General features: G+C 72.3%; 21 protein-coding genes and 1 pseudogene. 16 read left to right on the forward strand and 6 right to left on the reverse strand.

Annotation, left to right across the window (positions count from 1 at the left end):
- The first annotated feature begins 6 nt into the window (after nt 1-6).
- Nucleotides 7-732 carry a hypothetical protein gene (locus ABZ642_RS43260; RefSeq protein ID WP_360496195.1) on the forward strand — a complete coding sequence of 242 codons (726 nt, stop codon included), beginning with the start codon at nt 7-9 and terminating at the stop codon, nt 730-732.
- Here ABZ642_RS43260 and ABZ642_RS43265 read toward each other — a convergent pair.
- Complete coding sequence (locus ABZ642_RS43265) at nt 669-1,436, reverse strand: hypothetical protein (RefSeq protein ID WP_360496198.1); 768 nt, start codon at nt 1,434-1,436, stop codon at nt 669-671. The genes ABZ642_RS43260 and ABZ642_RS43265 overlap by 64 nt on opposite strands.
- A 60-nt stretch (nt 1,437-1,496) precedes the next feature.
- On the opposite strand from ABZ642_RS43265, the gene ABZ642_RS43270 reads away from it, so the two are divergent.
- The gene (locus tag ABZ642_RS43270) at nt 1,497-2,291 is read left to right on the forward strand and encodes an adenosylcobinamide-GDP ribazoletransferase (RefSeq protein WP_360496201.1); all 795 of its coding nucleotides are present in this window, start codon (nt 1,497-1,499) and stop codon (nt 2,289-2,291) included.
- Between the two features lie 94 nt (nt 2,292-2,385).
- Here the strand turns inward: ABZ642_RS43270 and ABZ642_RS43275 are convergent, their stop codons facing one another.
- Nucleotides 2,386-3,198 carry an endo alpha-1,4 polygalactosaminidase gene (locus ABZ642_RS43275; RefSeq protein WP_360496204.1) on the reverse strand — a complete coding sequence of 271 codons (813 nt, stop codon included), beginning with the start codon at nt 3,196-3,198 and terminating at the stop codon, nt 2,386-2,388.
- Between the two features lie 515 nt (nt 3,199-3,713).
- Here ABZ642_RS43275 and ABZ642_RS43280 point away from each other — a divergent pair.
- From ABZ642_RS43280 to ABZ642_RS43310, 7 genes are all read left to right on the forward strand, one after another.
- On the forward strand, nt 3,714-5,240 hold the full coding sequence (locus ABZ642_RS43280) for a leucyl aminopeptidase (protein ID WP_360496207.1): 1,527 nt from the start codon (nt 3,714-3,716) through the stop codon (nt 5,238-5,240).
- Between the two features lie 325 nt (nt 5,241-5,565).
- Nucleotides 5,566-6,954, forward strand: a complete 1,389-nt coding sequence (lpdA, locus tag ABZ642_RS43285) for a dihydrolipoyl dehydrogenase (RefSeq protein ID WP_360496210.1) — start codon at nt 5,566-5,568, stop codon at nt 6,952-6,954.
- Nucleotides 6,955-7,014: 60 nt separating this feature from the next.
- Nucleotides 7,015-8,775 carry a 2-oxoglutarate dehydrogenase, E2 component, dihydrolipoamide succinyltransferase gene (gene sucB, locus ABZ642_RS43290; protein WP_360496213.1) on the forward strand — a complete coding sequence of 587 codons (1,761 nt, stop codon included), beginning with the start codon at nt 7,015-7,017 and terminating at the stop codon, nt 8,773-8,775.
- Between the two features lie 365 nt (nt 8,776-9,140).
- Nucleotides 9,141-9,764 (forward strand): GntR family transcriptional regulator, encoded by a 624-nt coding sequence (locus ABZ642_RS43295; RefSeq protein ID WP_360496216.1) that lies wholly within the window; start codon nt 9,141-9,143, stop codon nt 9,762-9,764.
- A gap of 429 nt (nt 9,765-10,193) precedes the next feature.
- On the forward strand, nt 10,194-12,896 hold the full coding sequence (gene aceE / locus ABZ642_RS43300; protein WP_360496219.1) for a pyruvate dehydrogenase (acetyl-transferring), homodimeric type: 2,703 nt from the start codon (nt 10,194-10,196) through the stop codon (nt 12,894-12,896).
- 78 nt (nt 12,897-12,974) lie between these two features.
- Nucleotides 12,975-13,964, forward strand: coding sequence for a WYL domain-containing protein (locus tag ABZ642_RS43305; protein ID WP_360496221.1), 990 nt, complete (start codon nt 12,975-12,977; stop codon nt 13,962-13,964).
- A gap of 56 nt (nt 13,965-14,020) precedes the next feature.
- The gene (locus tag ABZ642_RS43310; protein WP_360496252.1) at nt 14,021-14,539 is read left to right on the forward strand and encodes a DUF4240 domain-containing protein; all 519 of its coding nucleotides are present in this window, start codon (nt 14,021-14,023) and stop codon (nt 14,537-14,539) included.
- Nucleotides 14,540-14,542: 3 nt separating this feature from the next.
- On the opposite strand, the gene ABZ642_RS43315 is transcribed toward ABZ642_RS43310, so the two are convergent.
- Both ABZ642_RS43315 and ABZ642_RS43320 read right to left on the reverse strand, forming a co-directional pair.
- The gene (locus ABZ642_RS43315; protein WP_360496255.1) at nt 14,543-14,788 is read right to left on the reverse strand and encodes a hypothetical protein; all 246 of its coding nucleotides are present in this window, start codon (nt 14,786-14,788) and stop codon (nt 14,543-14,545) included.
- A gap of 423 nt (nt 14,789-15,211) precedes the next feature.
- Nucleotides 15,212-15,994 (reverse strand): annotated as a pseudogene (locus ABZ642_RS43320) (peptidoglycan recognition protein); the annotation flags it as partial.
- Nucleotides 15,995-16,184: 190 nt separating this feature from the next.
- Here ABZ642_RS43320 and ABZ642_RS43325 point away from each other — a divergent pair.
- Nucleotides 16,185-17,369 carry a MarP family serine protease gene (locus ABZ642_RS43325; RefSeq protein WP_360496224.1) on the forward strand — a complete coding sequence of 395 codons (1,185 nt, stop codon included), beginning with the start codon at nt 16,185-16,187 and terminating at the stop codon, nt 17,367-17,369.
- Between the two features lie 17 nt (nt 17,370-17,386).
- Here ABZ642_RS43325 and ABZ642_RS43330 read toward each other — a convergent pair whose 3' ends face one another.
- Entirely contained in the window at nt 17,387-17,875 is a 489-nt protein-coding gene (locus ABZ642_RS43330; RefSeq protein ID WP_360496227.1) for a GNAT family N-acetyltransferase, read from the reverse strand.
- 72 nt (nt 17,876-17,947) lie between these two features.
- Between ABZ642_RS43330 and ABZ642_RS43335 the strand changes: the two genes are divergently transcribed.
- Together ABZ642_RS43335 and ABZ642_RS43340 are read left to right on the forward strand one after the other, a co-directional pair.
- Nucleotides 17,948-18,841: a TIGR01777 family oxidoreductase gene (locus tag ABZ642_RS43335; protein WP_360496230.1), complete on the forward strand. Its 894-nt coding sequence runs from the start codon at nt 17,948-17,950 to the stop codon at nt 18,839-18,841.
- Between the two features lie 160 nt (nt 18,842-19,001).
- Complete coding sequence (locus ABZ642_RS43340; RefSeq protein ID WP_360496233.1) at nt 19,002-20,360, forward strand: NAD(P)/FAD-dependent oxidoreductase; 1,359 nt, start codon at nt 19,002-19,004, stop codon at nt 20,358-20,360.
- 236 nt (nt 20,361-20,596) lie between these two features.
- On the opposite strand, the gene ABZ642_RS43345 is transcribed toward ABZ642_RS43340, so the two are convergent.
- Nucleotides 20,597-22,066 carry a regulator gene (locus ABZ642_RS43345; protein WP_360496236.1) on the reverse strand — a complete coding sequence of 490 codons (1,470 nt, stop codon included), beginning with the start codon at nt 22,064-22,066 and terminating at the stop codon, nt 20,597-20,599.
- A 248-nt stretch (nt 22,067-22,314) separates the two neighbouring features.
- Here ABZ642_RS43345 and lipB point away from each other — a divergent pair, with 248 nt between their 5' ends.
- From lipB to ABZ642_RS43365, 4 genes are all read left to right on the forward strand, one after another.
- A complete protein-coding gene (gene lipB, locus ABZ642_RS43350) occupies nt 22,315-23,112 on the forward strand; it encodes a lipoyl(octanoyl) transferase LipB (protein WP_360496239.1) in 798 nt (265 codons plus the stop codon).
- Between the two features lie 126 nt (nt 23,113-23,238).
- Nucleotides 23,239-24,228: a lipoyl synthase gene (lipA, locus tag ABZ642_RS43355; protein WP_360496242.1), complete on the forward strand. Its 990-nt coding sequence runs from the start codon at nt 23,239-23,241 to the stop codon at nt 24,226-24,228.
- 252 nt (nt 24,229-24,480) lie between these two features.
- Nucleotides 24,481-24,678 carry a hypothetical protein gene (locus ABZ642_RS43360; RefSeq protein ID WP_351732150.1) on the forward strand — a complete coding sequence of 66 codons (198 nt, stop codon included), beginning with the start codon at nt 24,481-24,483 and terminating at the stop codon, nt 24,676-24,678.
- 69 nt (nt 24,679-24,747) lie between these two features.
- Nucleotides 24,748-25,449, forward strand: a complete 702-nt coding sequence (locus ABZ642_RS43365) for a DUF4191 domain-containing protein (protein WP_360496246.1) — start codon at nt 24,748-24,750, stop codon at nt 25,447-25,449.
- Nucleotides 25,450-25,580: the final 131 nt, after the last annotated feature.

Consider the following 25,580-nt stretch of genomic DNA (forward strand, 5'->3'; position numbering starts at 1 on the left):
CACCGCATGAAGCCGCTCGCCCGCTGGGCCCGCGCCGAGTGGGGTCCGCTGTACGCCACCGTGAGCGGCCCGCTGGTGAAGCGGCGACTGCGGGCGGTGCCGATGTCGGCGGCGGCGGTGGGTCTGACGGCACTGCTGCAGTTCGTCCAGAACCAGTCGTGGGGCTACCGGTTCGTGCAGGACATCGGGGGCGTGCGCGCCGCGGACCCGTTCTGGCCGGCCCTGTTGCGCACTCCCCTGTCGCTGTTCGTGCCGGCGCTGGACCTGCCGGTGTGGGGCGCGCTGGCGCAGATCCTGGTCGCGTTCGGCATCGCCGAGGTGTGCCTGGGCCGGCGGCAGACGCTGACCGTCGCGTACGTCGCGACCCTCGCCGGCACGCTGTACGCCCGCGTCGGCATCGCGCTGGGCCCGCACAGCCCCCTGGGCCTGCCCGCCTCGGACGCCTGGGTGGTGGACACCGGGCCCTCGGCCGCCGTCGTCGGGCTCGCGATCGTCCTCGGCCGGCGGTACGGCGCGTATGTCACCGCGGGTGCGGTGGCGGCGGCGATGGTGGTCGAGGTGGCGCTCAAGGACAACCTCGCCGGCAAGGAGCATCTGGCGGCCATCGCGGGCGTGGTGGCGCTGTACGCGGCGGTGGCGGCGGGGCGCCGGCTGCGGCGCCGGTGGCGTCAGCGGCGGCCGGGCAGCCGGGCCGGTTCCGGGCGGTCGGGTTTGCCGCCGATCCAGTCCTGAAGGGTCCTGCTGAGCCGGGCCCAGCGGCGGTCGTGGTGGTACGTGCGCAGCCCGGCCCTGGCCCGGGCGCGCGGCCGGTTGGCGTAGAAGCGGCGGGCCCAGGCCGAGCCGGGCCGGGCCAGGCGGACCGCGCCGACGACACCGACGAACGGGACGACCACCCCGAAGATCGCGATCCGGGTCTTGCCCTTGCTGAGGGCGACGAGCGAGAAGAAGAAGTTCGCCACGATGTTCGCGATGACGGCGCTCCGGTCCTGGAGTTCGTCGGCCGAGAGGTCGTTGACGCCGAACGGCGAGAACCCCGCGAGCAGCAGCCCGACCATCGCGGCGGTGACCACGACGACCTCCACGCTCTGGCGGCCCTCCTCCGTCCAGTAGACGTCGTCGAGGTGCAGGATCAGGGCGAACTCGTCGAGGACGAGCCCCGCGCCGATGCCGAAGACGATCGCGGCGAGGGCCGCGCCGGAGCCCTGCCGGCCGCTGGAGACCGCGCCGAAACCGCCGATGACGATGAGGACGACCCCGGGGACCACGTGGTGGATGTGCAGGCCGCCCGCCTTCACATTGCCGAACGGGCCCTTTCCGGCACGGATCAGCCGGGTGATGACCCGTGTGATCACAAAGGTCAGGACGAAGGCCGTCAGGGCGAGCAACAGAGGGAGTTTGCCCGGCTCGATGATGTTCCGCTCCAGCCAATGTCCCATGTGCGCACTTTATCCCCGGCCATGAACTGTGCCCCGCTGACCACCGGGTAACCTGCGCCGGTGGCTGCGACCTCTGCGACTCCCTGGCGTGACGGCCTCCGCTTCGCCTTCGGCACCCTCACCGTCTTCCCCGTGAAGGTGACCCGCTGGGACCGCGAGGCCGCCCGGGGCGGCATGCTGCTCGCGCCGCTGGCCGGCCTCGCCGTCGGGCTCTGCGCGGGCGCGGTCGGGGCGCTGCTGGTCCTGGCCGGGGCGAGTGCGCTGCTGGCCGCGGTGGCCGCGGTCGCGGTACCGGCCGTGCTCACCCGGGGACTGCACCTGGACGGGCTCGCCGACACCGCCGACGGGCTGGGCAGCGGCAAGCCCGCCGAGGAAGCGCTGCGGATCATGAAGCAGTCGGACATCGGGCCGTTCGGCGTGATCACGCTCGTCCTCGTGCTGCTCGGGCAGGTGGCCGCGCTGGCCCAGGCCTACGGCGGCTCGTGGCGACGGGGGGTGCTGGCCGCGGTCGTCTCGGCGATGGTGGCCCGGCTGGCGATGAGCCTGGCCGCGGTGCAGGGGGTGCCCGCGGCCCGGCCGGAGGGGCTGGGGGCGGCGGTGGCCGGGGTGGTGCCGAAGGTGGGGGCGTCGGTGGTCACGGTCGCGGTGATGGTGGTGGCGGCGGGGGCCGGGGCGCTGGTGGGATCGGCCGACAGTCTGCGGGCGTTGCTCGCGGTGGTGGTGGCGGAGGCGGCGACGGATGTGCTGCTGCGGCTGTGCCGGCGGCGGTTCGGCGGGGTGACGGGGGATGTGTTCGGGGCGCTTGCCGAGACGGCGGCGACCACGGCGCTGGTGGTGTTTTCCCTGGGGGGCTGACGGATCGAGTTGCGGCCGCGGGCCGGCAGGGGCCGGTCGCGCCCCGCGGCGGTAGCCGCGGACCCAATGCTGCCCCGCGCCCCTTCAAAAGCGCTCAGCAGGCCCGGCGCCACACTCCCAGCTCGTACTTCTTCTCCAGTGAACTCAGCTTCAGCTGCCGGGACCGTGCGCAGAACTTGGTCGTCGGCAGTTCGTACTCCACGTGGAAGACGGCCTTGTCCGCCTCGGTGAACGGCTTCAGGTCGTCGCACTCGCCGTACTGGGCGCACTGCTCGTTGACCGCGAAGTCGAAGTCGGCGACCAGTAGCGGTATCTGGTCCAGGTCGTTCTTCAGGCCCACCGACATGCCCCGGTCGTGGGCGAGCCGGGCGATGAGCCGGTTGTAGCGGAGCTGGTCGGCCGCCTTGAGGGGGAAGCCCGTGCGGTTCCTGTAGCCGTCCATGTTGTCGGGCTCCACCGCGTCGAAGCCCTTCTCCTTGCACATGTCGAGGCGGGCCGCCATCAACGGCTCCAGGACGTCCGTACGGCGGATGTCCAGCCAGCGCTCACCCTCCCAGCCGTTGCCGCGCCCCAGCACCGACTCGGGGAACTTCTTCGCGTCCGGCCGCCAGTCCTCGAAGGCGCCGGTGGAGAGGTAGCAGATGACCTTGCGGCCCTTGGCGTGCAGCGTGCCGACCGTCGCTTTGGACTGGTCGAAGCCGTCGATGTCGTACACCGACGCCCGTACGGACGTGTCCACGCGGCCGCTCAGTTGCCACTGCCAGGTGACCCCGGGCCTCGGCTGCCAGCGCCCGGCGCCGTCCGTGCCCCCGGTGCAGCCGGCGAGCAGGGCCAGCGGGACGAGCAGGGGTGTGCTGGTGCGGAGTTTCACCGGGCGGGCTCCAGGGTGTGCGGCAGGGGACCCCATCGATGATCTCCCACCCCGGGGAACGCGCCCCGAACGGGGCCTCGTCGGGTACACCACGATGCGGGGTGCGGTGGCGGCCGAGGCGCCGGGCGCGTCAAGTCCCGGCGCCGGCCGCGGTCATGGCCGTCGCCGCGGTTCTCCTTCGATGCGCGGCATGCGCCGACGCGGGTCCCCTCTCCCGGAAAATCCCCTTGCGCCTCCTTGTGGAGGTTCCCGGCAGGATCAGTGGAAATCATGCGAAGCGGCAGGTGGCCCCACCCGCCGGAACGCGACGAGTGTGACCCAGGTCACCTGGCGGGAGGGGGGAAGGTGGCCTCGACGCCACCCTCAGGTGAACGCCCGTAGGAATGAGCGAACGCATACACACGCGTAGGCTCGTCCCGGGTGTTCGCCGACAGGGTGAAGGCCCCGGTGGTAATGCGCCCCGAGGCCACTGCCTAGGGTCGCCTCCCGGGCCCGGTCGACCCACCCACTCGGCCACAGCAACTCAACATCGGAAGCGAGATTCCACCACCGTGACTGCTCTCACTCTCAGCACCTCAGCGGCGCCCGGCCTCCGGGCCGACGCGATCGTGATCGGTGTCGCCAAGGGCGCCAAGGGCCCGGTCGTAACGCCGGGCGCCGAGGCCGTGGACAAGGCCTACGACGGCAAGCTCGCCGACGTCCTGGAGACCCTCGGTGCCTCGGGTGCCGAGGGCGAACTGACGAAGCTGCCCTCGCCGGCCGGCTTCAAGTCCCCGCTCGTCATCGCGGTCGGCCTGGGCGCCGAGCCCGACGGCGGCGCCGGCTACGACGCCGAGGCGCTGCGCCGGGCGGCCGGCGTCGCGGCCCGCACGCTGAACGGCGCCAAGAAGGCGGCCTTCGCGCTGCCCGTCGAGGACGCGGCCGCCGTCGGCGTGATCGCCGAGGGCGTGCTGCTGGGCGCCTACTCCTTCGACGTCTACAAGGACAACGGCGGCAGCGCGAAGGCGAAGAACGGCAAGGCGCCGCTCGCCGAGGCCACGCTGCTCGGCGGCAAGCCGCGGGACGCCGCCCACAAGGCGGCCCTCGCCCGCGCCACCGCGGTCTCCGAGGAGCTCAACCGCGCCCGCGACCTGATCAACACCCCGCCGAACGACCTGACTCCGGCCGCGTTCGCCGCGATCGCGCAGCGCGCGGCCAAGGAGCACGGCCTCAAGATCCAGATCCTGGACGACAAGGCGCTCGCCAAGGACGGCTACGGCGGCATCCTCGGCGTCGGCGGCGGCTCGGCCGCGACCCCGCGGCTGGTGAAGCTGTCGTACACGAGCCCCGAGGCGGACAAGCACCTCGCCTTCGTCGGCAAGGGCATCACCTACGACTCGGGCGGCATCTCGCTCAAGCCGGCCGGGCACAACGAGACGATGAAGTGCGACATGAGCGGCGCGGCGGCGGTCTTCGCGGCCGTCGTCTCGGCGGCGCGGCTCGGCCTGCGGGTCAATGTGACCGGGTGGCTGGCGCTCGCCGAGAACATGCCGTCCGGCTCGGCCGTGCGCCCGGGTGACGTGCTGCGCATGTACAGCGGCAAGACGGTCGAGGTCCTCAACACGGACGCCGAGGGCCGGCTGGTCCTCGCCGACGCGCTGTGGGCGGCGTCGGCCGAGAACCCGGACGCGATCGTCGACGTGGCGACGCTGACCGGGGCGATGATGCTGGCGCTGGGCAGCCGGACGTTCGGTGTCATGGCCAACGACGACGCGTTCCGTACGGCGATCCACGAGGCGGCCGAGGAGGTCGGCGAGCCGGCGTGGCCGATGCCGCTGCCGGAGCACCTGCGCAAGGGGATGGACTCGCCCACGGCGGACATCGCGAACATGGGCGAGCGGATGGGCGGCGGGCTGGTGGCCGGACTCTTCCTGCGCGAGTTCGTGGGTGAGGGGATCACCTGGGCGCACCTCGACATCGCCGGGCCGGCGTTCAACGAGGGCGGGCCCTTCGGGTACACGCCGAAGGGCGGGACGGGGTCGGCGGTGCGGACGCTGGTGCGGCTTGCCGAGCTGACGGCCGAGGGTGACCTGGGCTGATGTCGCCGACGGGACCCCGCGCGCGGGTAGGGCGGGGTCCCGTCGCCCATTGACTGAGGACTTTCTATGTGGCGACTGCGGGCGGTTCGTGGTTGACCGCGCAGTTCCCCGCGCCCCCGGCGGGACGCTGATACCTCGGGCGTTATCAAGTCAGCGTGTGGTGTCTCACACCCCAGCCCGGCGTCTCGTTCACCTCCGACAAGTGCGAAGATGGGGCTCGGCAGGACAGGGCCCCCACCACAGGGCCGAAGAAGAGCGGCCGGACACCAGCCGCCGCCCGGTCACCGTTGACCGGCGTACGGCGCACATGCATGGAGGACGTGACGTGGCGAACGACGCCAGCACCGTTTTCGACCTAGTGATCCTCGGCGGTGGTAGCGGCGGTTACGCCGCGGCCCTGCGCGGAGCGCAGCTGGGCCTGGACGTCGCCCTGATCGAGAAGGACAAGGTCGGCGGTACCTGCCTGCACCGGGGTTGCATCCCCACCAAGGCCCTGCTGCACGCGGGCGAGATCGCCGACCAGGCCCGCGAGAGCGAGCAGTTCGGCGTCAAGGCCACCTTCGAGGGCATCGACGTGCCGGCCGTGCACAAGTACAAGGACGGCGTGATCGCCGGCCTGTACAAGGGCCTGCAGGGTCTGATCGCGTCCCGCAAGGTGACGTACATCGAGGGCACGGGGCGTCTTTCCTCCCCGACCTCTGTCGACGTGAACGGCCAGCGCATCCAGGGCCGCCACGTGCTCCTCGCGACCGGCTCCGTGCCGAAGTCGCTGCCCGGTCTGGAGATCGACGGCAACCGCGTCATCTCCTCCGACCACGCCCTCGTCCTGGACCGCGTGCCCAAGTCCGCGATCATCCTGGGCGGCGGGGTCATCGGCGTCGAGTTCGCCTCCGCCTGGAAGTCCTTCGGTGCCGACGTCACCGTCATCGAGGGCCTCAAGCACCTCGTCCCGGTCGAGGACGAGAACTCCTCCAAGCTTCTTGAGCGCGCCTTCCGCAAGCGCGGCATCAAGTTCAACCTGGGCACCTTCTTCTCGAAGGCCGAGTACACCGCCGACGGCGTCAAGGTCACCCTCGCCGACGGCAAGGAGTTCGAGGCCGAGGTCCTGCTCGTCGCCGTCGGCCGCGGCCCGGTCTCGGCCGGCCTCGGCTACGAGGAGCAGGGTGTCGCCATGGACCGCGGTTACGTCCTGGTCGACGAGTACATGCGGACGAACGTCCCGACCATCTCCGCCGTCGGTGACCTGGTCCCGACGCTCCAGCTCGCGCACGTCGGCTTCGCCGAGGGCATCCTGGTGGCGGAGCGTCTGGCCGGTCTGAAGACCGTTCCGATCGACTACGACGGTGTCCCCCGGGTGACGTACTGCCACCCCGAGGTCGCCTCCGTGGGGATCACCGAGGCCAAGGCCAAGGAGATCTACGGTGCGGACAAGGTCGTCGCCCTGAAGTACAACCTGGCGGGCAACGGCAAGAGCAAGATCCTCAACACCGCGGGCGAGATCAAGCTCGTCCAGGTGAAGGACGGTGCCGTGGTCGGCGTCCACATGGTCGGCGACCGCATGGGCGAGCAGGTCGGCGAGGCCCAGCTGATCTACAACTGGGAAGCGCTGCCCGCCGAGGTCGCCCAGCTCATCCACGCCCACCCGACGCAGAACGAGGCGATGGGCGAAGCCCACCTGGCCCTGGCCGGCAAGCCGCTGCACTCGCACGACTGACCCTCGGTCGACACACGCGACGACTCAGACTTCCGCAATTCGTAAGGAGCAACCGAAACCATGGCGGTTTCCGTAACCCTTCCGGCGCTCGGCGAGAGCGTCACCGAGGGCACCGTCACCCGCTGGCTGAAGGCCGAGGGTGAACGCGTCGAGGCCGACGAGCCGCTGCTCGAGGTCTCGACCGACAAGGTCGACACCGAGATCCCGGCCCCCGCCTCCGGTGTGCTGGCCTCGATCAAGGTCGCCGAGGACGAGACCGTCGAGGTGGGCGCCGAGCTGGCGATCATCGACGACGGCACCGGCGCGCCCGCTCCGGCCGCCCCGGCCCCGGCCGCCGAGCCGACCCCGGAGCCGGCCGCTGCCCCCGCCCCGGCCCCGGTGGCCGAGGCCCCCGCCGCTCCCGCCCCGGCCCCCGCCGCCGCTCCGGCCGCGCCGGCCGGTGGCGCCTCGGGCACGGACGTCGTCCTGCCCGCGCTCGGTGAGTCCGTCACCGAGGGCACCGTCACCCGCTGGCTGAAGTCGGTCGGCGACGAGGTCGCGGAGGACGAGCCGCTGCTCGAGGTCTCCACCGACAAGGTCGACACCGAGATCCCGGCGCCGGTCGCCGGTGTGCTGCTGGAGATCGTGGTCGCCGAGGACGAGACCGCCGAGGTCGGCGCCAAGCTCGCCGTCATCGGCGCCCCGGGTGCCGCTCCGGCGGCCGCCCCGGCTCCGGCCGCGCCCGCTCCGGCGCCCGCCGCCGCTGCCCCGGCGCCCGCCCCGGCCGCTCCGGCTCCCGCCCCGGTCGCCGCCGCCCCGGCTCCGGCCGCCCCGGCCCCCGCGCCGGCGGCTCCGGCCCCGGTCACCCCGGCCGCGGCCCCGGCTCCGGCCGCTCCGGTCGACGAGGGCGCCTACGTCACCCCGCTGGTCCGTAAGCTCGCCGCCGAGAACGGTGTCGACCTGGGCTCCGTCAAGGGCACCGGCGTCGGTGGTCGTATCCGCAAGCAGGACGTGCTCGCCGCCGCCGAGGCCGCGAAGGCCGCCGCGGCCGCTCCGGCCCCCGTGGCCGCCGCCGCTCCGGCCGCCGGTGCGAAGAAGACCCCCAAGCTGGAGGTCTCCCCGCTCCGTGGCCAGACCGTCAAGATGCCCCGCATCCGCAAGGTCATCGGCGACAACATGGTCAAGGCGCTGCACGAGCAGGCCCAGCTGTCCTCGGTCGTCGAGGTCGACGTGACCCGCCTGATGCGCCTGCGCGCCCAGGCCAAGGACTCCTTCGCCGCGCGCGAGGGCGTCAAGCTCTCCCCGATGCCGTTCTTCGTGAAGGCGGCGGCCCAGGCGCTCAAGGCCCACCCGGCCATCAACGCCCGGATCAACGTGGAAGAGGGCACGATCACCTACTTCGACACCGAGAGCGTCGGTATCGCGGTGGACTCCGAGAAGGGCCTGATGACCCCGGTCATCAAGCACGCGGGCGACCTCAACATCGCCGGTATCGCCAAGGCCACCGCCGAGCTCGCGGGCAAGGTCCGGGCGAACAAGATCACCCCGGACGAGCTGTCCGGCGCGACCTTCACCATCTCCAACACCGGCTCGCGCGGCGCGCTGTTCGACACGATCATCGTGCCGCCGAACCAGGTCGCGATCCTCGGCATCGGTGCCACGGTCAAGCGTCCGGCCGTCATCGAGACGGAGGAGGGCACGGTCATCGGCGTCCGCGACATGACGTACCTGACCCTCTCCTACGACCACCGCCTGGTGGACGGCGCCGACGCGGCCCGCTACCTGACGGCCGTCAAGGCGATCCTGGAGGCCGGCGAGTTCGAGGTCGAGCTCGGTCTCTGACCTGCCGAAGGCGTACGGTGCCCCGTCCGGAGCTGCTCCGGGCGGGGCACCGTCGTATCACCGGGGCATGAGCCGGTCGTCGGACCGGCCGACCGGCGTCGCCGCCCACGGGCGCCGGGGTCAGGTGCCGGGTCCGGTAGGCCCCGAGGACGTCGTACGTCGCGCCGAGACGGTCCCGGGAGGTCAGCTCCCGGACGACGCGCACCGGTAACGGCTGTGGGGGCGGCTACCTGCCCGGGTACGGATCCCGCCCGGCCGGCAGGCGTGTAAGTCTCGTCTCACCTGCGCGAAAGCGCCCCCGTGCGCCTCTCCCGAGAGGCGGTCCGGCCGTATTGTCTAAACGTCAACGCCCTTAAGGAGCTCCCATGACCGCGCCCGTCGTCCACTCGCTGCGCGAACAGATCCGCGAGCACATCGTGGAGGGAATCGTCAGCGGGCGCTGGAAGCCGGGCGAGCGGATCGTGGAGCGGCGGATCGCCACCGAGCTGGAGGTCAGCCAGACGCCGGTGCGGGAGGCGCTGCGGGAGCTGGAGTCACTGCGGCTGATCGAGTCGGCGCCGAACAAGGGCGTGCGGGTGCGGAACCTGACGGCGGCCGACCTGGAGGAGAGCTACCCGGTGCGGGCCGGTCTGGAGGCGATCGCGGCGGAGCTGGCGGCGGAGCGGCTGGCGTCGGACTGCTCGGCGCTCGATCCGCATGTCACGGCGCTGTACGAGGCCGACCGGAACGCCGACGGGACGGCGCAGGTCCGGCACACGGTCGGCTTCCACCGCGAGCTGGTCCGGGCGGCCGGCAACTCGGTGCTGCTGCACACCTGGGAGGGCCTGGGCATCGAGGTCTTCACGGCGCTGTCGATCCGCTGGCTGGGGACGGTCCAGCAGTCGTACGCGGAGGAGCACGAGGAGCTGGTGGCCGCGTTCCAGCGCCGCGACCCGAGAATCGCCGACATCGTGAAGTCCCACGTGCTGGGCTGCGCCCCGAGGCCGTGAGCCGTCGGCAGGAGGCGTGAGCCTTCAAGGTCGCGGCGAGCTCGGCACCGTCGAAGGGCGCCGTCGCGGCTGATCACCGTCGCGGCGGAAAAGGATGCCCGGCCGGCGACGCTTCGAACGCCGTAGGCCCCCTTCCGGCCTCTCTCACCCCCTCCCCCACACAAGAGCGCTCCCTCGCTCAAACACCGTCTCACCTGCAGAAACCCCGCCGCGGACGCGTCACCCGGTGCCACCGACGAAGGCACCCCGTGCCGACTTTCTCGGAATCGAGAAGTTTTGCCCCTCAACCCTTTGATCGATCATCGATCAGGGAGTTATTGTCGCCGACGGGCCCGCACCCGGGCCCGCCGCCCTGTCCTGCCAAAGACCAAGGGCACCCCCGAACCCTTACCGATGAGGGAACCCCCTTCGACTGAGGAAGGCGGCGACATGACCGACCCCCAGGCCATCCAGCCGAGCGCGCTCGACCAGCTCCCCGACCGGGACCCGGAGGAGACCGCCGAATGGCAGGCCTCACTGGACGCCGTGGCCAGGGAGGCCGGGCCGCACCGCGCCGCGTACCTGATGCGCCGCACGCTGGAGCGCGCCGAGGCGGGCGGCATCGCGCTGCCGAAGCTGCTGGAGACCGACTACGTCAACACCATCCCCACCGCCGCCGAGGCGGCCGTCCCCGGCGACGAGGAGATGGAGCGGCGGATCACCGCGTGGAACCGCTGGAACGCGGCCGCGATGGTCACCCGCGGCAGCAAACACGGCGTCGGCGGCCACATCGCCACCTTCGCCTCCGCGGCCTGGCTCTACGAGACCGGCTTCAACCACTTCTTCAAGGGCAAGGAGGGGGACGGCAGCGGTGACCAGCTCTACATCCAGGGCCACGCCTCCCCCGGCATCTACGCCCGCGCATTCCTCGACGGCCGCCTGACCGAGGCGCACCTCGACAACTTCCGCCAGGAGGCCGGCGGCAACGGCCTCCCGTCGTACCCGCACCCCCGCCGCCTCCCCTGGCTGTGGGAGTTCCCGACGGTGAGCATGGGCCTCGGCCCCCTCTCGGCGATCTACCAGGCCCGCTTCAACCGCTACCTGACGGCGCGCGGCATCAAGGACCTCACGTCGTCCCACGTCTGGGCGTTCCTCGGTGACGGCGAGATGGACGAGCCGGAGTCGACGGCCGCCCTCGCACTCGCCTCCCGCGAGGGCCTGGACAACCTGACCTTCGTCATCAACTGCAACCTGCAGCGTCTCGACGGCCCGGTACGCGCCAACTTCAAGATCGTGCAGGAGCTGGAGGCCCAGTTCCGCGGCGCCGGCTGGAACGTCGTCAAGTCGCTCTGGGGCACAGCGTGGGACGAGCTGTTCGCGCTCGACACCACCGGTGCGCTGGTACGGCGCCTCCGTGAGGTACCGGACGCGCAGGTGCAGACGTACCAGACCCGGGACGCCGCCTACATCCGCGCCGACTTCTTCGGCAAGGACCCGGCGCTCGCCGAGCTGGCGAAGCTGATCAGCGACGACAAGATCATCGAGTGCTTCCACCTCTCGCGCGGCGGCCACGAGGCCCGCAAGGTGTACGCGGCCTACAAGGCGGCCCTGGACCACAAGGGCGGGCCGACCGTCATCCTGGCCCAGACCGTCAAGGGCCACACCCTCGGCCAGGGCTTCGCGTCGAAGAACGCCAACCACCAGATGAAGAAGCTGACGGTGGACGAGTTCAAGACGATGCGCGACCTGCTCGAACTGCCCATCAAGGACAGCGACTTCGCCGACGGCCAGGTGCCCTACGGCCACCCCGGCGCCGACTCCCCCGAGGTGCGCTACCTCCAGGAGCGCCGGGCGGCCCTCGGCGGCCCGGCCCCCGCCCGCCGTACGCACGCCCTGGCCCCCCTGCCGGCCCCGGCCGACAAGGCCTTCGCCTCCTTCGACAAGGGCTCCGGCTCGCAGAACGTGGCGACGACGATGGCCTTCGTGCGGCTCGTCAAGGACCTGGTCCGCGACAAGGAGACCGGCAGGCGCTGGGTGCCGATCGTCCCGGACGAGGCGCGCACCTTCGGCATGGAGAGCCTCTTCCCCTCCCTGGGCATCTACTCGCCCAAGGGGCAGACGTACGAGCCGGTCGACCGTGACCAGCTGATGTACTACAAGGAGGCCAAGAACGGCCAGATCCTCAACGAGGGGATCACCGAGGCCGGTTCGATGGCCGACTTCATCGCCGCGTCGACCGCGTACGCGACGCACGGCGAGGCGATGATCCCGTTCTACATCTTCTACTCGATGTTCGGCTGGCAGCGCACCGCCGACCAGATGTGGCAGCTCGGCGACCAGCTCGGCCGCGGCTTCCTCGTCGGCGCGACCGCCGGCCGTACGACCCTGACGGGCGAGGGCCTCCAGCACGCCGACGGCCACTCCCCGGTGATCGCCGCGACCAACCCGGCCGCGCTGTCGTACGACCCGGCCTTCGCCTACGAGATCGCGGCGATCGTCAAGGACGGTCTGCGCCGTATGTACGGCGAGTCGGCCCCGGGCGAGGACCCGAACGTCTTCTACTACCTGACCGTCTACAACGAGCCGCTGCCGCAGCCCGCGAAGCCGGCCGGGCTCGGCGTCGACGAGGGCATCGTCAAGGGCCTGTACCGCTTCAACACGGCGGAGTCGGCCGGACTCTCGGTGGTGGCGAACGCCCCGCGCATCCAGCTGCTCGGCTCCGGTACGGCGATCCACTGGGCGCTCAAGGCGCAGCGGCTGCTCGCCGAGGAGTGGGGCGTGGCGGCCGACGTCTGGTCCGCCACCTCCTGGACGGAGCTGCGCCGTGACGCCATGGAGGCGGACGCCGCCCTGCTGCGCGGCGAGGAGCGGGTGCCGTACGTCCGGCAGGCCCTGCAGGGTGCCGAGGGCCCGGTGCTGGCCGTCTCCGACTACATGCGCCAGGTCCCGGACCAGATCGCGCAGTGGGTCGAGCAGGACTACTCCTCCCTGGGCGCCGACGGCTTCGGTCTCTCCGACACCCGGGACGCGGCCCGCCGTCACTTCGGCGTCGACGCCGAGTCGGTCGTCGTCGCGGCCCTGGCCCAGCTGGCCAGGCGCAGCGAGGTCAAGGCGACGGCGGTGAAGGAAGCCCGGGAGCGTTACGGCCTGTAGGAAGCGCGGACCTCTCTCCGCCGCAACGGCTCGCCGTTGCGGCGGAGAAGCTTTTTCCGGCCCGGCATCATGGGACGCATGCGTGCCGCCCGTCTGATCAGAATGGTGCTTCTGCTCCAGTCCCGGTCCGCCATGACCGCCGGTGAACTGGCCGCCGAGCTCGAGGTGTCCGAGCGGACCGTGATGCGGGACGCGCAGGCCCTGTCGGAGGCGGGGGTGCCGGTGTACGCGGACCGGGGCCGGGCGGGCGGGTACCGGCTGGTCGGCGGGTACCGGACGGGGCTGACGGGGCTGGGGCGGAGCGAGGCCGAGGCGCTGTTCCTGAGCGGGGTGCCGGGGGCGTTGCGGGAGATGGGGCTGGCGGACGCCGCCAGTGCCGCCCGGCTGAAGGTGTCCGCCGCGCTGATGCCGTCCCTGCGCGACGCGTCCCGGACCGCGGCCCAGCGGTTCCATCTGGACGCGCCCAGCTGGTTCGCGGAGCCCGGCACGCCCGCACTGCTGCCGGCCGTCGCCGACGCGGTCTGGGACGACCGTCGGGTCGTCGCGCACTACCGGCGCGGGGAGTCGGAGGTACGGCGGGAACTGGAGCCGTACGGGCTCGTGCTGAAGGCCGGTGTCTGGTACCTGTGCGCGCGGGTCACGGAGACCGACTCCTACCGGGTGTACCGGATCGACCGGTTCACCTCGGTCGAGGCCGGCGAGGAGCGGTTCGCGCGGGACGAGGAGTTCGACCTGCCGGGGTTCTGGGACCGGCGGGCGGAGCAGTTCGCACGGTCGATCCTGCATGCCGAGGTGGTGGTGCGGCTGTCGGCGGTCGGCCTGCGCAGACTGCCTTACGCCGTCGATCCGGTGACCGCGCGGCAGGCGCTCGCGGGCGCCGGTGGCCCGGACGCGCGGGGGTGGGTGACGGTGACCCTGCCGGTGGAGAGCGAGGAGGTCGCGCACGGTCAGCTGACCGCGCTCGGCCCGGAGGCGGAGGTGCTCGCGCCGCCGGGACTGAGGGCACGCTTCGCGGCGGACGCGCGGCGTCTGGCGGGGCTGTACCCACCGGCGGAGGACGGCGGATAACAATCCGCACCACTCCGCGTGCGCCCCCGGCGCACAGGCACGATGCTGGACCCGTGATGGACGAGACGGAGTTCTGGGAACTGGTCGACGGCACCCGCGAGGCTGCCGAGGGCGACCCGGAGGACCAGGCGGACCTGCTCGTGGACCGGCTGCTCCAGCTGGACCCGGACATGGTGCTGGACTTCGCCCGTCACTTCGAGGCCCGCTACAACCGCGCCTACCGCTGGGACCTGTGGGGCGCCGCGTGGGTGCTGCTCGACGGGGCCAGCGACGACGCGTTCGACTTCTTCCGGTGCTGGCTGATCGGCCAGGGCCGGGAGGTCTTCGAGGGCGCCCTGCACGACCCGGACGGGCTGGCGGAGTCGCTGGGCGACTTCGACGAGGAGATCGACGGCGACGGCGAGGAACTCGGGTACGCCGCGGACGAGGCGTACGAGCAGCTCACCGGGACCGTGGCCCCGGACCTGGGCATCGCCCCCGCGCCCTCCGAACCGGAGGGCAGCCCGGTCGACTTCGAGAACGAGCGGGCGCTCGCGGAACGGTTCCCGAGACTCTGGGACCGCTTCAAGGAGTGAGTGCTACGCCGTGCGACGGCGGGTCATGTCCGAGGGGATGTACGCCTGGGTCTGCTCGGCCCTGACCGCGTGGTGCATCGGCGCCGCGTTGGCCTGGTCGAGGGCGGACGCGGTGACCGCGGCCGGGCCGAGGACGACCGTCACGACCGCGCAGACCACGGCCCAGGGGCCGCGCGCGGACCTGACCCAACCGTCCTTCTCCGTGGTGCCCTTGATGTCCCCGCGGGCTTCGGTACGGCTGCTGTTCATGATCCCCGCCTCCGGTCGGCCTGTGTTGTCCATGACGTTAGGACGCGGGGATCTGAACGGCCTGCGTACCGCCTATGGCCTTCCTGTGGACGCGCCCACGGATGCTTCCGCAGGCGCTCCCACGGGCGCTCCCACGGGTGTCCTCAGGAACCTGAGGGGTACTTCGAGGGGTGCTTTGAGGGGCGCGGTGAGGGGCGCGGTGAGGGGTGTCTCCAGGGGTGTTCGGGCCGGGTTCGCCGTGGGCTCTGCCGGCGGGATCGCGGTGGGCGCTACCGGCGGGATCGCGGTGGGCGGTGGCGGCGGGATCGCCGTGGGTGCTGCCGGCGGAATCGCCGTGGGCGGTGGCGGCGGGACCGCCGTGGGCGCTGCCGGGATCGCCGTGGGCGGTGCCGGCGGGATCGCCGTGGCCGCGGCCGGCGGCACCCTGCCCTGGAGCCGGGCCGCCGTCTCCCTGATCTCGGGGAGGCGGGCGGTGAGGGCGGCGCCGGGGCAGTTGGTCATGTAGCCGTCCTGGTGGCCGGCCACGGCGGGCAGGGCGACGACGGCACCCGCCCGGTAGCGGCTGAGCCCGTTGCTGGAGACCAGGCGGGCCCTGGCGCGCGGGTCGACGTCGGCCAGGCCTAGCTTCCAGGCGGCGAGGGCGGCGATCGAGTCGGTCATGGCGCGCGGCACGGGCACCCCCGCGGTGAAGGTGCCGAGGGCCGCGATACCGGCGGTGCGGTGGTTGAAGCCCTGGGTGTGGGCGCCGACGACCGCCCGTTCGGTGCCGCCCGCGCGGCCCTCGTAGATGGTGCCGCAGCGGTCGACGAGGAAGTTGTAGCCGATGTCGTCCCACGCCCGGTCGCCGGTCTGGCCGGTGTAGAGGCGGCGGATGATCTCGGGCACCTCGGCGCAGGAGTAGCCGTTGGGCGAGTCGGTGTGGTGCACGAAGACGGCGACCACCTTGTCGTCGTAGCGCGGCGGCGGCTGGGTGCGGCGGACGGTGGCGTTCAGCCAGGCCGAGCGCGGCACGATGAGCGGCCGGGGCGCCCGGTAGCGGGTGGCCGGGCTGGCGGGCGCGGGCGCGGCGAGGTGGATCGCGACGGGGCGGTCGGTGCCCTGGGCGAACAGCAGCAGCGCGAGGGCGGCGGCGAGGCCGGGCAGACAGCCGAGCAGCGTCAGGACGGTGATTCTGGTGCGCCGCCCTGCTCTGGGGAAGACACGCATGGCAACCACTCTCGGGTTGATCCACTCCGCCCGCGATGTGTGCTGTGCCACCTGGTGGAACCAACGTCCCGGTCCGAGGCGTTTCAGGGGGTACACGTACGCGTGGCCGGTTCCCGAGGTTCCCGCGCGCGTGGACTGATCACTGGACCTGTCCCGACCGTATTAAGGGCACCGAGAGAAAGGCGGCTCCGTGGACCTGCTCGACCTGGTGCTCCTCCTGGTGGTCCTCGTCTACGCGGCGTCCGGTTACCGGCGCGGGCTGGTGGCCGGCTGCGTCTCGCTGGCCGGGTTCGTGGGCGGCGCGGTCATCGGCGTGTGGGTGCTGCCGTGGGTGATGGAACTGGTCACCCGCGGGACCGCGACGGCGACGGTGGTCGCCGTGCTGACGGTGCTGGTGCCGGGTGTGGTCGGGCACGAGCTGGCGGGGCGACTGGCGCTGCGGCTGCGCCGCGAGCTGGACCAGGGGCCGCTCCGGGTGGCCGACGGGATCGGCGGGGCGGCGGCCAACTCGGTGGCGGTGCTGATCGTGGCCTGGGTGGCGGCGAGCGTGCTGGGCGCCTCCTCGTCGGCGGCGGTGACGACGGCGATACAGGACTCGAAGCTGCTCGGCGCGGTGCAGAACACCATGCCGGACACCACGCCGGCCTGGTTCTCGCGGGCCACCTCGGCGCTCACGGAGGCGGGGTTCCCGCAGGTCTTCAACCCGTTCGAGAACGAGTCGACGGCCCGGGTCGCCAAACCGACGGGCGACAGCGTCACGGCGGCCGCCACCGAGGCGGCCAAGCGCAGCACGGTCAAGATCGAGGGCGTGTCGGGCACCCAGGGCCGTGAGGGCAGCGGGTTCGTGTTCGCGCCGGAGCATGTGATGACCAACGCCCACGTGGTGGCCGGCATCACCGACCCGAGCGTGCGGATCGGCGGGGTCGGGGCGTCGTACGAGGCGCAGGTGGTGCTCTTCGACCCGGACCGGGACGTGGCGGTGCTGTACGTGCCGCGGCTGCGCGCGCCGGTGCTGCGGTTCGACACCGGTGCGGCGCGCGGCGACTCGGCGGTGGTGGCCGGCTATCCGCAGGACGGCGACCTGAACCTGCAGGCGGCCACGGTGGCCGCCAAGGTGCCGGCCACCGGCCGGAACATCTACAACGACGCCACCGTGACCCGTGACATCTACTCGATCCGCTCCACGGTCCGCCCCGGCAACTCCGGCGGCCCGCTGCTGACCACCGGCGGCAAGGTGTACGGCGTGGTGTTCGCCCGCTCCACGTCGGACGACGAGACCGGGTACGTCCTGACGGCCGACGAGGTGGCCTCGGACGCCACCCGCGCGGCGGACGCCACGGCGCCGGTGCAGACCGGCGAGCTGATCACGTCCTGACCCTCACGTCCTGACCGTCACAGCGCCCGGCCCATGATCACGTCGTCGACGTACTCGCCGCCCAGCAAGAACTCCCCCGGCAGCACGCCCTCGACGGCGAAGCCCTCCGACTCGTAGAGCCGGCGCGCCGGACCGTTGTGCCCGAGGACGCCCAGCCGGATCCGGCGGGCGCCACGGCGGCGGGCCTCCTCCATCACCGCCCGCAGCAGCGCCCGGGCGACCCCGTGACCGCGGGCCTCCTCGGCGACCGCGAGGCCCTGGATCTGCCGGACGTGCGCGTTGGAGGCGATGTTGTAGGCGAACCCGAGGCGGACGTAGCCGACGATGTGCCGGTCGACCTCGGCGACCAGGGTGTCCTCAGGGGCGTGGCGCTCGTCGAAGAAGGGGTCGTACGGCGGCTGCGGCTCGGGGTGCACGGCGTGCAGGTACGACCAGGTGGCGAGGTCCAGGGCGCGGAGTTCCTGGTCGTCGTCGGGCAGAGCGGTGCGTATGTACGTTTCCGGCATGTGGTCACCCTAAGTCCGGCGGCACCCGGGTCCCACGCGTTTTCCGGCGCCGTTCCCGGCATGCTGGGACACATGGAACGCTCTCGTATCGCGGTGGCCGGCGCGTCCGGCCTGATCGGCAACGCCCTGGTGCGGTCCCTGCGGGCGGACGGGCACGAGGTGGTGCGCCTGGTGCGGCGCGGGGCCCACGGCGCCGGTGAGGTCTGCTGGGACCCCGAAGGGCAGTACGTGGACGCGGCCGGGCTGGCCGGCTGCGACGCGGTGGTGAACCTCGCCGGGGCCGGGATCGGCGACCGGCGCTGGACGGCCGCCTACAAGCGGCGGATCCGGGACAGCCGGGTCCTCGGCACGGCCGCGCTCGCGGAGGCGGTGGCCGCCCTGGACGAGCCGCCACGGGTGTTCGTGAGCGGCAGCGCGATGGGCTTCTACGGCGAGACGGGCGACCGGGTCGTCGACGAGGACGCGCCACCCGGGGACGGCTTCCTGCCGTCGTTGTGCGTGGAGTGGGAGGAGGCGGCGGCCCCGGCCCGGGAGGCGGGCATCCGGACGGTGTTCGTCCGCACGGGCCTGGTGGTGGCCCGCGGCGGCGGGGCCTGGGGCCGGCTGTTCCCGCTGTTCAATGCGGGGCTCGGCGGCCGGCTGGGCGACGGCCGGCAGTACTGGTCGTTCATCGCGCTGCACGACGAGGTGGCCGCGATCAGGTTCCTGATGGAGACCGAGGGTCTTGAGGGCCCCTTCAACCTCACCGCGCCGCATCCCCTGACGAACCGTGAGATCACCGAGGCGATGGCCCGGGTGCTGCGCCGCCCGGCCCTCTTCCCGGTCCCTTCGCAGGCGCTGCGGCTGGCCCTCGGCGAGATGGCCGGGGACGTGCTCGGCAGCCAACGGGTGGTGCCGAAGCGGCTGCTGGAGTCGGGGTTCACCTTCGCGTTCCCGGGCATCGAGGACGCGATCCGCGCGGCCTGACCACCCATGTGACCGTATGCGACCGGCGTGCGACCGTGCCCTGTCCATGCGCGACTGTCCTTGACCGATCACCGTCCTAACCTCGACCCGAACTCGGGTATCCCCAGAGCCGGTTGGGGGCATCACGTCTCCACCGGACGCGCAATCGAGGAGGGGCCTCGTGCATGAGCCCGCGTACCAGGCGGACGTCGTCATCGTGGGAGCCGGTGTCGCCGGTCTCTCCGCGGCTCATCGGCTGAACAGCGCAGGAGTAACGACCGCGGTCCTGGAGGCCGCCCCTTACGCCGGCGGCCGTATGTCGACCGAGAAGGTCGACGGCTTCCGGCTCGACCGGATAGGACAGCTCCTGTCCACGTCCTACCCGGAGCTACGGCTGGCACCGGGACTGGACGCCCTGGTTCTGCGCCGGTTCGCGCCCGGCGTACTGCTGCATCGCGACGGGCGCAGGCACCGGGCCGGCGCTCCGGCGGGCGGCGGAAGCGCGAGGGGCGCACTCTATGCGGTGCGCGCCCTGGCAAGCGCCCCCAGGGGCGGCTCGGCCGTGTCGCCGGCCCGGGCGACCGCGCCGATGGGCAGCGCGGTCGACCAGGCGCGGCTCGGTGCGGCGCTGGGCCGGATCGCCACGACCCCGGTGGAACGCATCCTCGCCCGCCCCGAACTCCCGGCCGCGCACGCCCTCGCGGAGCGCGGGGTGCCCGCTCGTACGATCGACGGCTTTCTGCGCCCGCTGCTCGCGGCCCTGCTCTGCGACCCGGAGCTGACGACGTCCAGCCGGTGCGCGGACCTCGCCCTGCGGTCCTTCGCGAGCGGGCGGCTGTGCGTGCCGGAGGGAGGCGCCGAGGTCCTCCCGGAGCTCCTCGCCCGCGCCCTCCCGCCCGGCACGGTGCACACGGGCGTACGGGTCACCGCGGTCTCGACGACGTCCGTGACGACGGCCGAGCACGGTGTGATCCGCTGCCGGGCGGTGCTGCTGGCCACGGACGCGCGGGCCGCGGCCGGGTTGCTGCCCGGTCTGCGGGTGCCGGACTTCCACCAGGTGACGGTGGTCCACCACACGACGGACGAGCCGGCGGCGCTCACGACGGGGGCGTCGCTCCTGCTCGACGCGGACCGGGGCGGGCCCGTCTCCCACACCTCGGTGGTCAGCAACATCGACCCGAGCCGGGCGCCGCAGGGCCGCGCGCTGATCTCCTCGACGGTCCTCGGGCCACCGCCCTCCGACATCGACACGGCGGTCCGGATGCACCTGGCCCGGCTCTACGGCACGTCGACGCACCGCTGGGAGACCCTGGCCGTCCACCACACACCGGAGGCGATCCCGGCGATGCGCCCGCCGCACGACCTCCGCCGCCCGGTCCGCCTCCTGGCCGGCCTCTACGTCTGCGGCGACCACCGCGACACCAGCACGGTCCAGGGCGCCCTGCACTCGGCCCACCGGGCAACGGCGGCGATCCTGACCGACCTTGGCGTATCGGACTCGATGCACGTGGCGGAGCCGGCGCAACGCCGGGCAGCGTAGACGCGCCCCTTACAGGGGCGCGGGGCCGCATTCGATCTGCGGCTCCGCCGCGCGGGCGCGACCGGCCACGACGGCGCGACACCCGGCGACCGACCGGAACCGGCAACGGCGAGTGACGCCGACCGGCCCGGCACCGCCGGACCATGCCGTCGTGGCCGCTCACCGCCGCGGCGGAAAGAAATCTCAGCCGCGGCGAGCAGGGCACGGAGCGGAAAGGGTGCCGCGCTGAAGCCTGTTCAGCTCAGCGCGGCGACCTTGTCGCGGTAGCCCTTCACCGGTGCCGCGTCCTTGTACGGCTCCAGTCGGCGTTCGAAGTCCTTGACGTACTCGATCGCCCGCACCGAGCGCATCTCCGCCGCGGCGCCCGCCGCCTCCGCGCCGAGCGTGCACGCCTGGTCGAGTTCGCCGAGGCCCAGACGGGCCGTGGCGAGGACGACCCGGCAGAAGAGGCGGCTGCGCGCATAGGAGGGCGCACGGAGTTGCAGCGAGCGCTCCGCGTGCTGCGCGGACGCCCGGAACTGCTGGAGATCCCGGTGGCAGTGGCCGAACTCGTCGGCGAGCTGCGCCTCGTCGAAGAAGCGGGCCCAGTAGGGGACTTCGTCGCCGGGCCGGGCCGCCTCCAGGGCGCGTTCGGCCCGGACCAGCGCGCCGGTGCACGCCCGTACCTCGCCGAGGACCCCGTGGGCCCGGGCCTCGGCCGCGTGCAGCAGCGCCTGCACGACCGGCGGGGCGTTGGTGCCCACGCCCTGCTGGGCCACCCGCGCCAACTGCACCGCCTCCCGGCCGTGGCCGAGGTAGACGGCCTGGCGGCTCATCGTGACGAGGACGTAGGAGCCGTAGGAGCGGTCCCCGGCCGCCTGGGCGAGGCGCAGGGACTGGACGAAGTAGCGCTGGGCGAGCCCGTGCGCGGCGATGTCGTACGACGTCCAGCCCGCGAGCCGGGTCAGGTCGGCGGCCGCGCCGAACAGCTTGCGGCCGGTCTGCTCGCCGTACGTGCCGCGCAGCATCGGCTCGCACTCGTGCTCCAGATAGCGCACCAGTGCCTGCCGGGCGTGCCCGCCGCCGTACGCGTCGTCGAGCGTGCGGAACAGTTCGCCGACCGAACGCAGCGCGGCGATGTCCCCGCCGGTGACCCGCTGGCCGGGCCCGCGTTCGGCCTGACCGCGCGGGCGTCCCGGCGCGAGCGTCTGCTTGGGCACGGCGGGGCGGGTCTGCGCCGGGACCCGGGCCACCGCCGCCGGTGCCGGTTCGCCGCGGGCGACCCGGTCGTCGGCGCGGCCGATCAGCCAGTCCCGGCTGGGCACCACGAGCCCGGCCGGGGTGAACGCGATCTTGCGGAGTTCGGCGTGGCTGCCGGAGTCCTTGCGCCACAGCCCGCCGACGATGTCGACGGCCTCCTCGGGGGTGGCCGCGAACTCCAGCCCGGCGTACACCGGGGCGCAGGCGTCCAGGCCCAGGTCCTGGGCGGTGAGCCGGCGGCCGAGGCGCCGGGTGAAGACCTCGGCGATCAGGGCGGGGGTGGTGCCCCGGGGCTGCTGGCCCCGTAGCCATCGGGTGACCGACGTCTTGTCGTATCTGAGATCCAGCCCGTGTTCGAGACCGAGCTGGTCGACCCGACGGGCCAGACCCGCGTTGGAGAACCCTGCTTCTGCGATGAGCGCGGCGAGCTGGCGGTTGGGGGTGCGCTGCGCGGGTCGGTCCGTCATCTGCGGTGCGGTCTCCTGCCTTCTGGCTCAGCTGGGTAGCTTGTGCCCGGATTGCCGGTGAGCAGCCCTTTTGGTGCTCATGGACGGCGCGAATGTAGCGGAGAGTGAGCAGCCGATCGCACATTTCGACGTTCATTCATCCGATCGTGTGAGGATTGACCCCAGGGCTGACGCGCGACGGGCGGACGTACAGTGGCTTGGGCGCGTTATGTGCCTGACACACCCATCGCCCGAGGGAGGCGCTTGCCGTGAGTGAGTTGCGGTTCGTCCGCATGGGGTTCGGCGCGGACGCCGTCGAGTACCAGGAGGCGTGGGACGAGCAGCGCCGGGTGCACGCGGCGCGGTTCGCCGACGAGGCGCCCGACACGGTCCTGCTGCTCGAACACCCCCCGGTGTACACGGCGGGCCGGCGCACCGCGGACAACGAGCGGCCGCTGGACGGCACCCCGGTCATCGACGTGGACCGCGGCGGCAAGATCACCTGGCACGGCCCGGGCCAGCTGGTGGGCTACCCGATCCAGAAGCTCCCGCGCCCGGTGGACGTGGTCGCGCACGTACGGCGCCTGGAGGAGGCGCTGATCCGCGTCTGCGCCGAGTTCGGCCTGGAGACCACCCGGGTCGAGGGGCGCAGCGGGGTGTGGGTGCTCGGCGACCCGGTCGAGCGGCGGCCGGCGCTCGGCGGGCTGTCCCTGGACTTCGATCCCCGGCTGCACGACGAGGAGTTCGACCCCCGCCTCAACGGCCCGGAGTACGCGCCCTCCAACGCCGGGCAGCGCCGCGAGGACCGGAAGATCGCCGCGATCGGCATCCGGGTGGCCAAGGGCGTCACGATGCACGGCTTCGCGCTCAACGTGAACCCGGACAACAAGTGGTTCGACCGGATCATCCCGTGCGGCATCCGGGACGCCGGGGTGGCCTCCCTGGCGGGCGAGCTGGGCCGGGACGTGACGATCGAGGAGGTGCTGCCGGTGGTGGAGCGGCACCTGAAGGACGTCCTGGAGAACGCGGACCTCAAGCCGCGCGAGATCGAGAAGACCCCGGCCTGACCGAGAAGACCCCGCCCGGCCCAGGGAATGCGCCCTGCGGCCGAGGGGTTGGCCTCCACGGAAGGGCCCAGCAATCACGGGCGTACCCTGGTGTACGCCGAGGAATCGAAGTTACAGGGAGCCGACGTGTCCGCAGTCTCACCCGACGGACGCAAGATGCTGCGCCTGGAGGTCCGGAACGCCCAGACCCCCATCGAGCGCAAGCCCGAGTGGATCAAGACCCGGGCGAAAATGGGCCCCGAGTACACGAAGATGCAGAACCTCGTGAAGAGCGAGGGTCTGCACACGGTCTGCCAGGAAGCCGGCTGCCCGAACATCTACGAGTGCTGGGAGGACCGTGAGGCCACGTTCCTCATCGGCGGCGACCAGTGCACCCGGCGCTGCGACTTCTGCCAGATCGACACCGGCAAGCCCGAGGCGCTGGACCGCGACGAGCCGCGCCGCGTGGGCGAGTCCGTGGTCACCATGGACCTGAACTACGCCACCATCACCGGCGTCGCCCGCGACGACCTGGAGGACGGCGGCGCCTGGCTGTACGCGGAGACCGTGCGCCAGATCCACGCCCAGACGGCGGAGCGGGAGGCCGGCCGCACCAAGGTCGAGCTGCTCGCCCCGGACTTCAACGCCGTCCCGGAGCTGCTGCGCGAGGTCTTCGAGTCCCGCCCCGAGGTGTTCGCCCACAACGTCGAGACGGTGCCGCGGATCTTCAAGAGGATCCGCCCCGGCTTCCGCTACGAGCGTTCGCTGAAGGTCATCACCGAGGCCCGCGACTTCGGCCTGGTCACCAAGTCGAACCTCATCCTCGGCATGGGCGAGACCCGCGAGGAGGTCTCCGAGGCACTGCGGCAGCTGCACGACGCCGGCTGCGAGCTGATCACCATCACGCAGTACCTGCGCCCGAGCGTGCGGCACCACCCCGTGGAGCGCTGGGTCAAGCCGCAGGAGTTCGTGGAGCTGAAGGAGGAGGCCGAGCAGATCGGCTTCTCCGGTGTGATGTCCGGGCCGCTGGTCCGTTCTTCGTACCGGGCCGGGCGGCTCTACCAGATGGCGATCGAGCTGCGCGAAGCAGCCGCTCCGCAGCGGGGCGGCTCGTTCGTGGCCGCGCAGGCGGTCTGACCCCTCCCGGGCCGCTCCCCCGACCGGGGGGTGTGTGAATTCGCGCACAAGTTACTACCGGCCAGTAATGACCGAATGACCGCGGTCCTGACCGTCCTCGCTGATGAGGACGCCCGTCAGGACCGCGTCAGCGTGCGGGGCCCGCGTATCAAGGTTTCATTGGTGTTTGACCGGTCGGTCACGCCCTGGTAACACCAAACAGTGACCCTGGTATCACAGCACGTACACCCACTCCGAGGGGGGACCTTCACCATGCAGGCCGCGCCCGTTCGCGCCACCGCCATCCCGTCCTTCACCGACGCGCTGCGCGCCGTCGAGTCCCTCCTGATGAGCGGCGGCCAGCGCACCGCCCGTCAGAACGCCTGGACCTCCGTGCTGGAGGACCGCCGTCGCGCCAAGGACCGGGTCGAGGCGCAGCTCTTCCTGGAGCAGGCCGCCGGCCGCTCCTGACGGCCTTCTCCGGCCCTTCTCCGGGCACTGCCGTCGAAGGCACTCCCGGGGCCACGTAGACTTCGGGGCATGGCGAGGAAGGAACCCGCAGCGGACGCTGCGAATGCCGGGCGACTGAAGCAGATCGTCCTGACGTACAAGATGACTCGCAAGGCCGATAAGACGATCGGTCTTGTACTCGCGGGTGTCGGTCTCGGCACCCTTGCTGTCTTCCTCGTGATCGGCTTCTTGATCGGCCATCCGGTCTATCTGGGCATCCTGGGCCTGCTGCTCGCTTTCCTCGCGACGGCGATCGTCTTCGGCCGCCGGGCCGAGCGGGCGGCCTTCGGTCAGATGGAGGGCCAGCCGGGCGCCGCGGCCGCCGTTCTGGACAACATCGGGCGGGGCTGGACGACGACACCGGCGGTGGCGATGAACCGCAGCCAGGACGTGGTGCACCGGGCCGTCGGCAAGGCCGGCATCGTCCTGGTCGCCGAGGGCAACCCGAACCGGGTGAAGACCCTGCTGGCCGCCGAGAAGAAGAAGATGGCCCGGATCGTGGCCGACGTGCCGGTGCACGACGTGATCGTGGGCACGAGCGAGGGCCAGGTGGACCTGAAGAAGCTGCGGACCACGATGCTCAAGTTCCCGCGGGTGCTCACCGGTCCTCAGGTGACGACGACCAACGACCGGCTGCGGGCGATGGGTGACCTGATGTCCAACATGCCGTTGCCGAAGGGGCCGATGCCGAAGGGCATGCGGATGCCCAAGGGCGGTCCCCGGGGGCGGTAGGCCTCCAAGAACACGAAGGCGGGGCGGGGGCGGTTCGGCCCCCCCCCCCTCGGGGTGTCCCGTGCCGCCCCGCGCGGCCCCAAGAAACCCCCCCCAACGGCCAATCCACCGGGGAATAGGGGCCTAGGCGC

This window comes from Streptomyces sp. NPDC007157 (assembly GCF_040634235.1).
Taxonomy (GTDB): Bacteria; Actinomycetota; Actinomycetes; order Streptomycetales; family Streptomycetaceae; genus Streptomyces.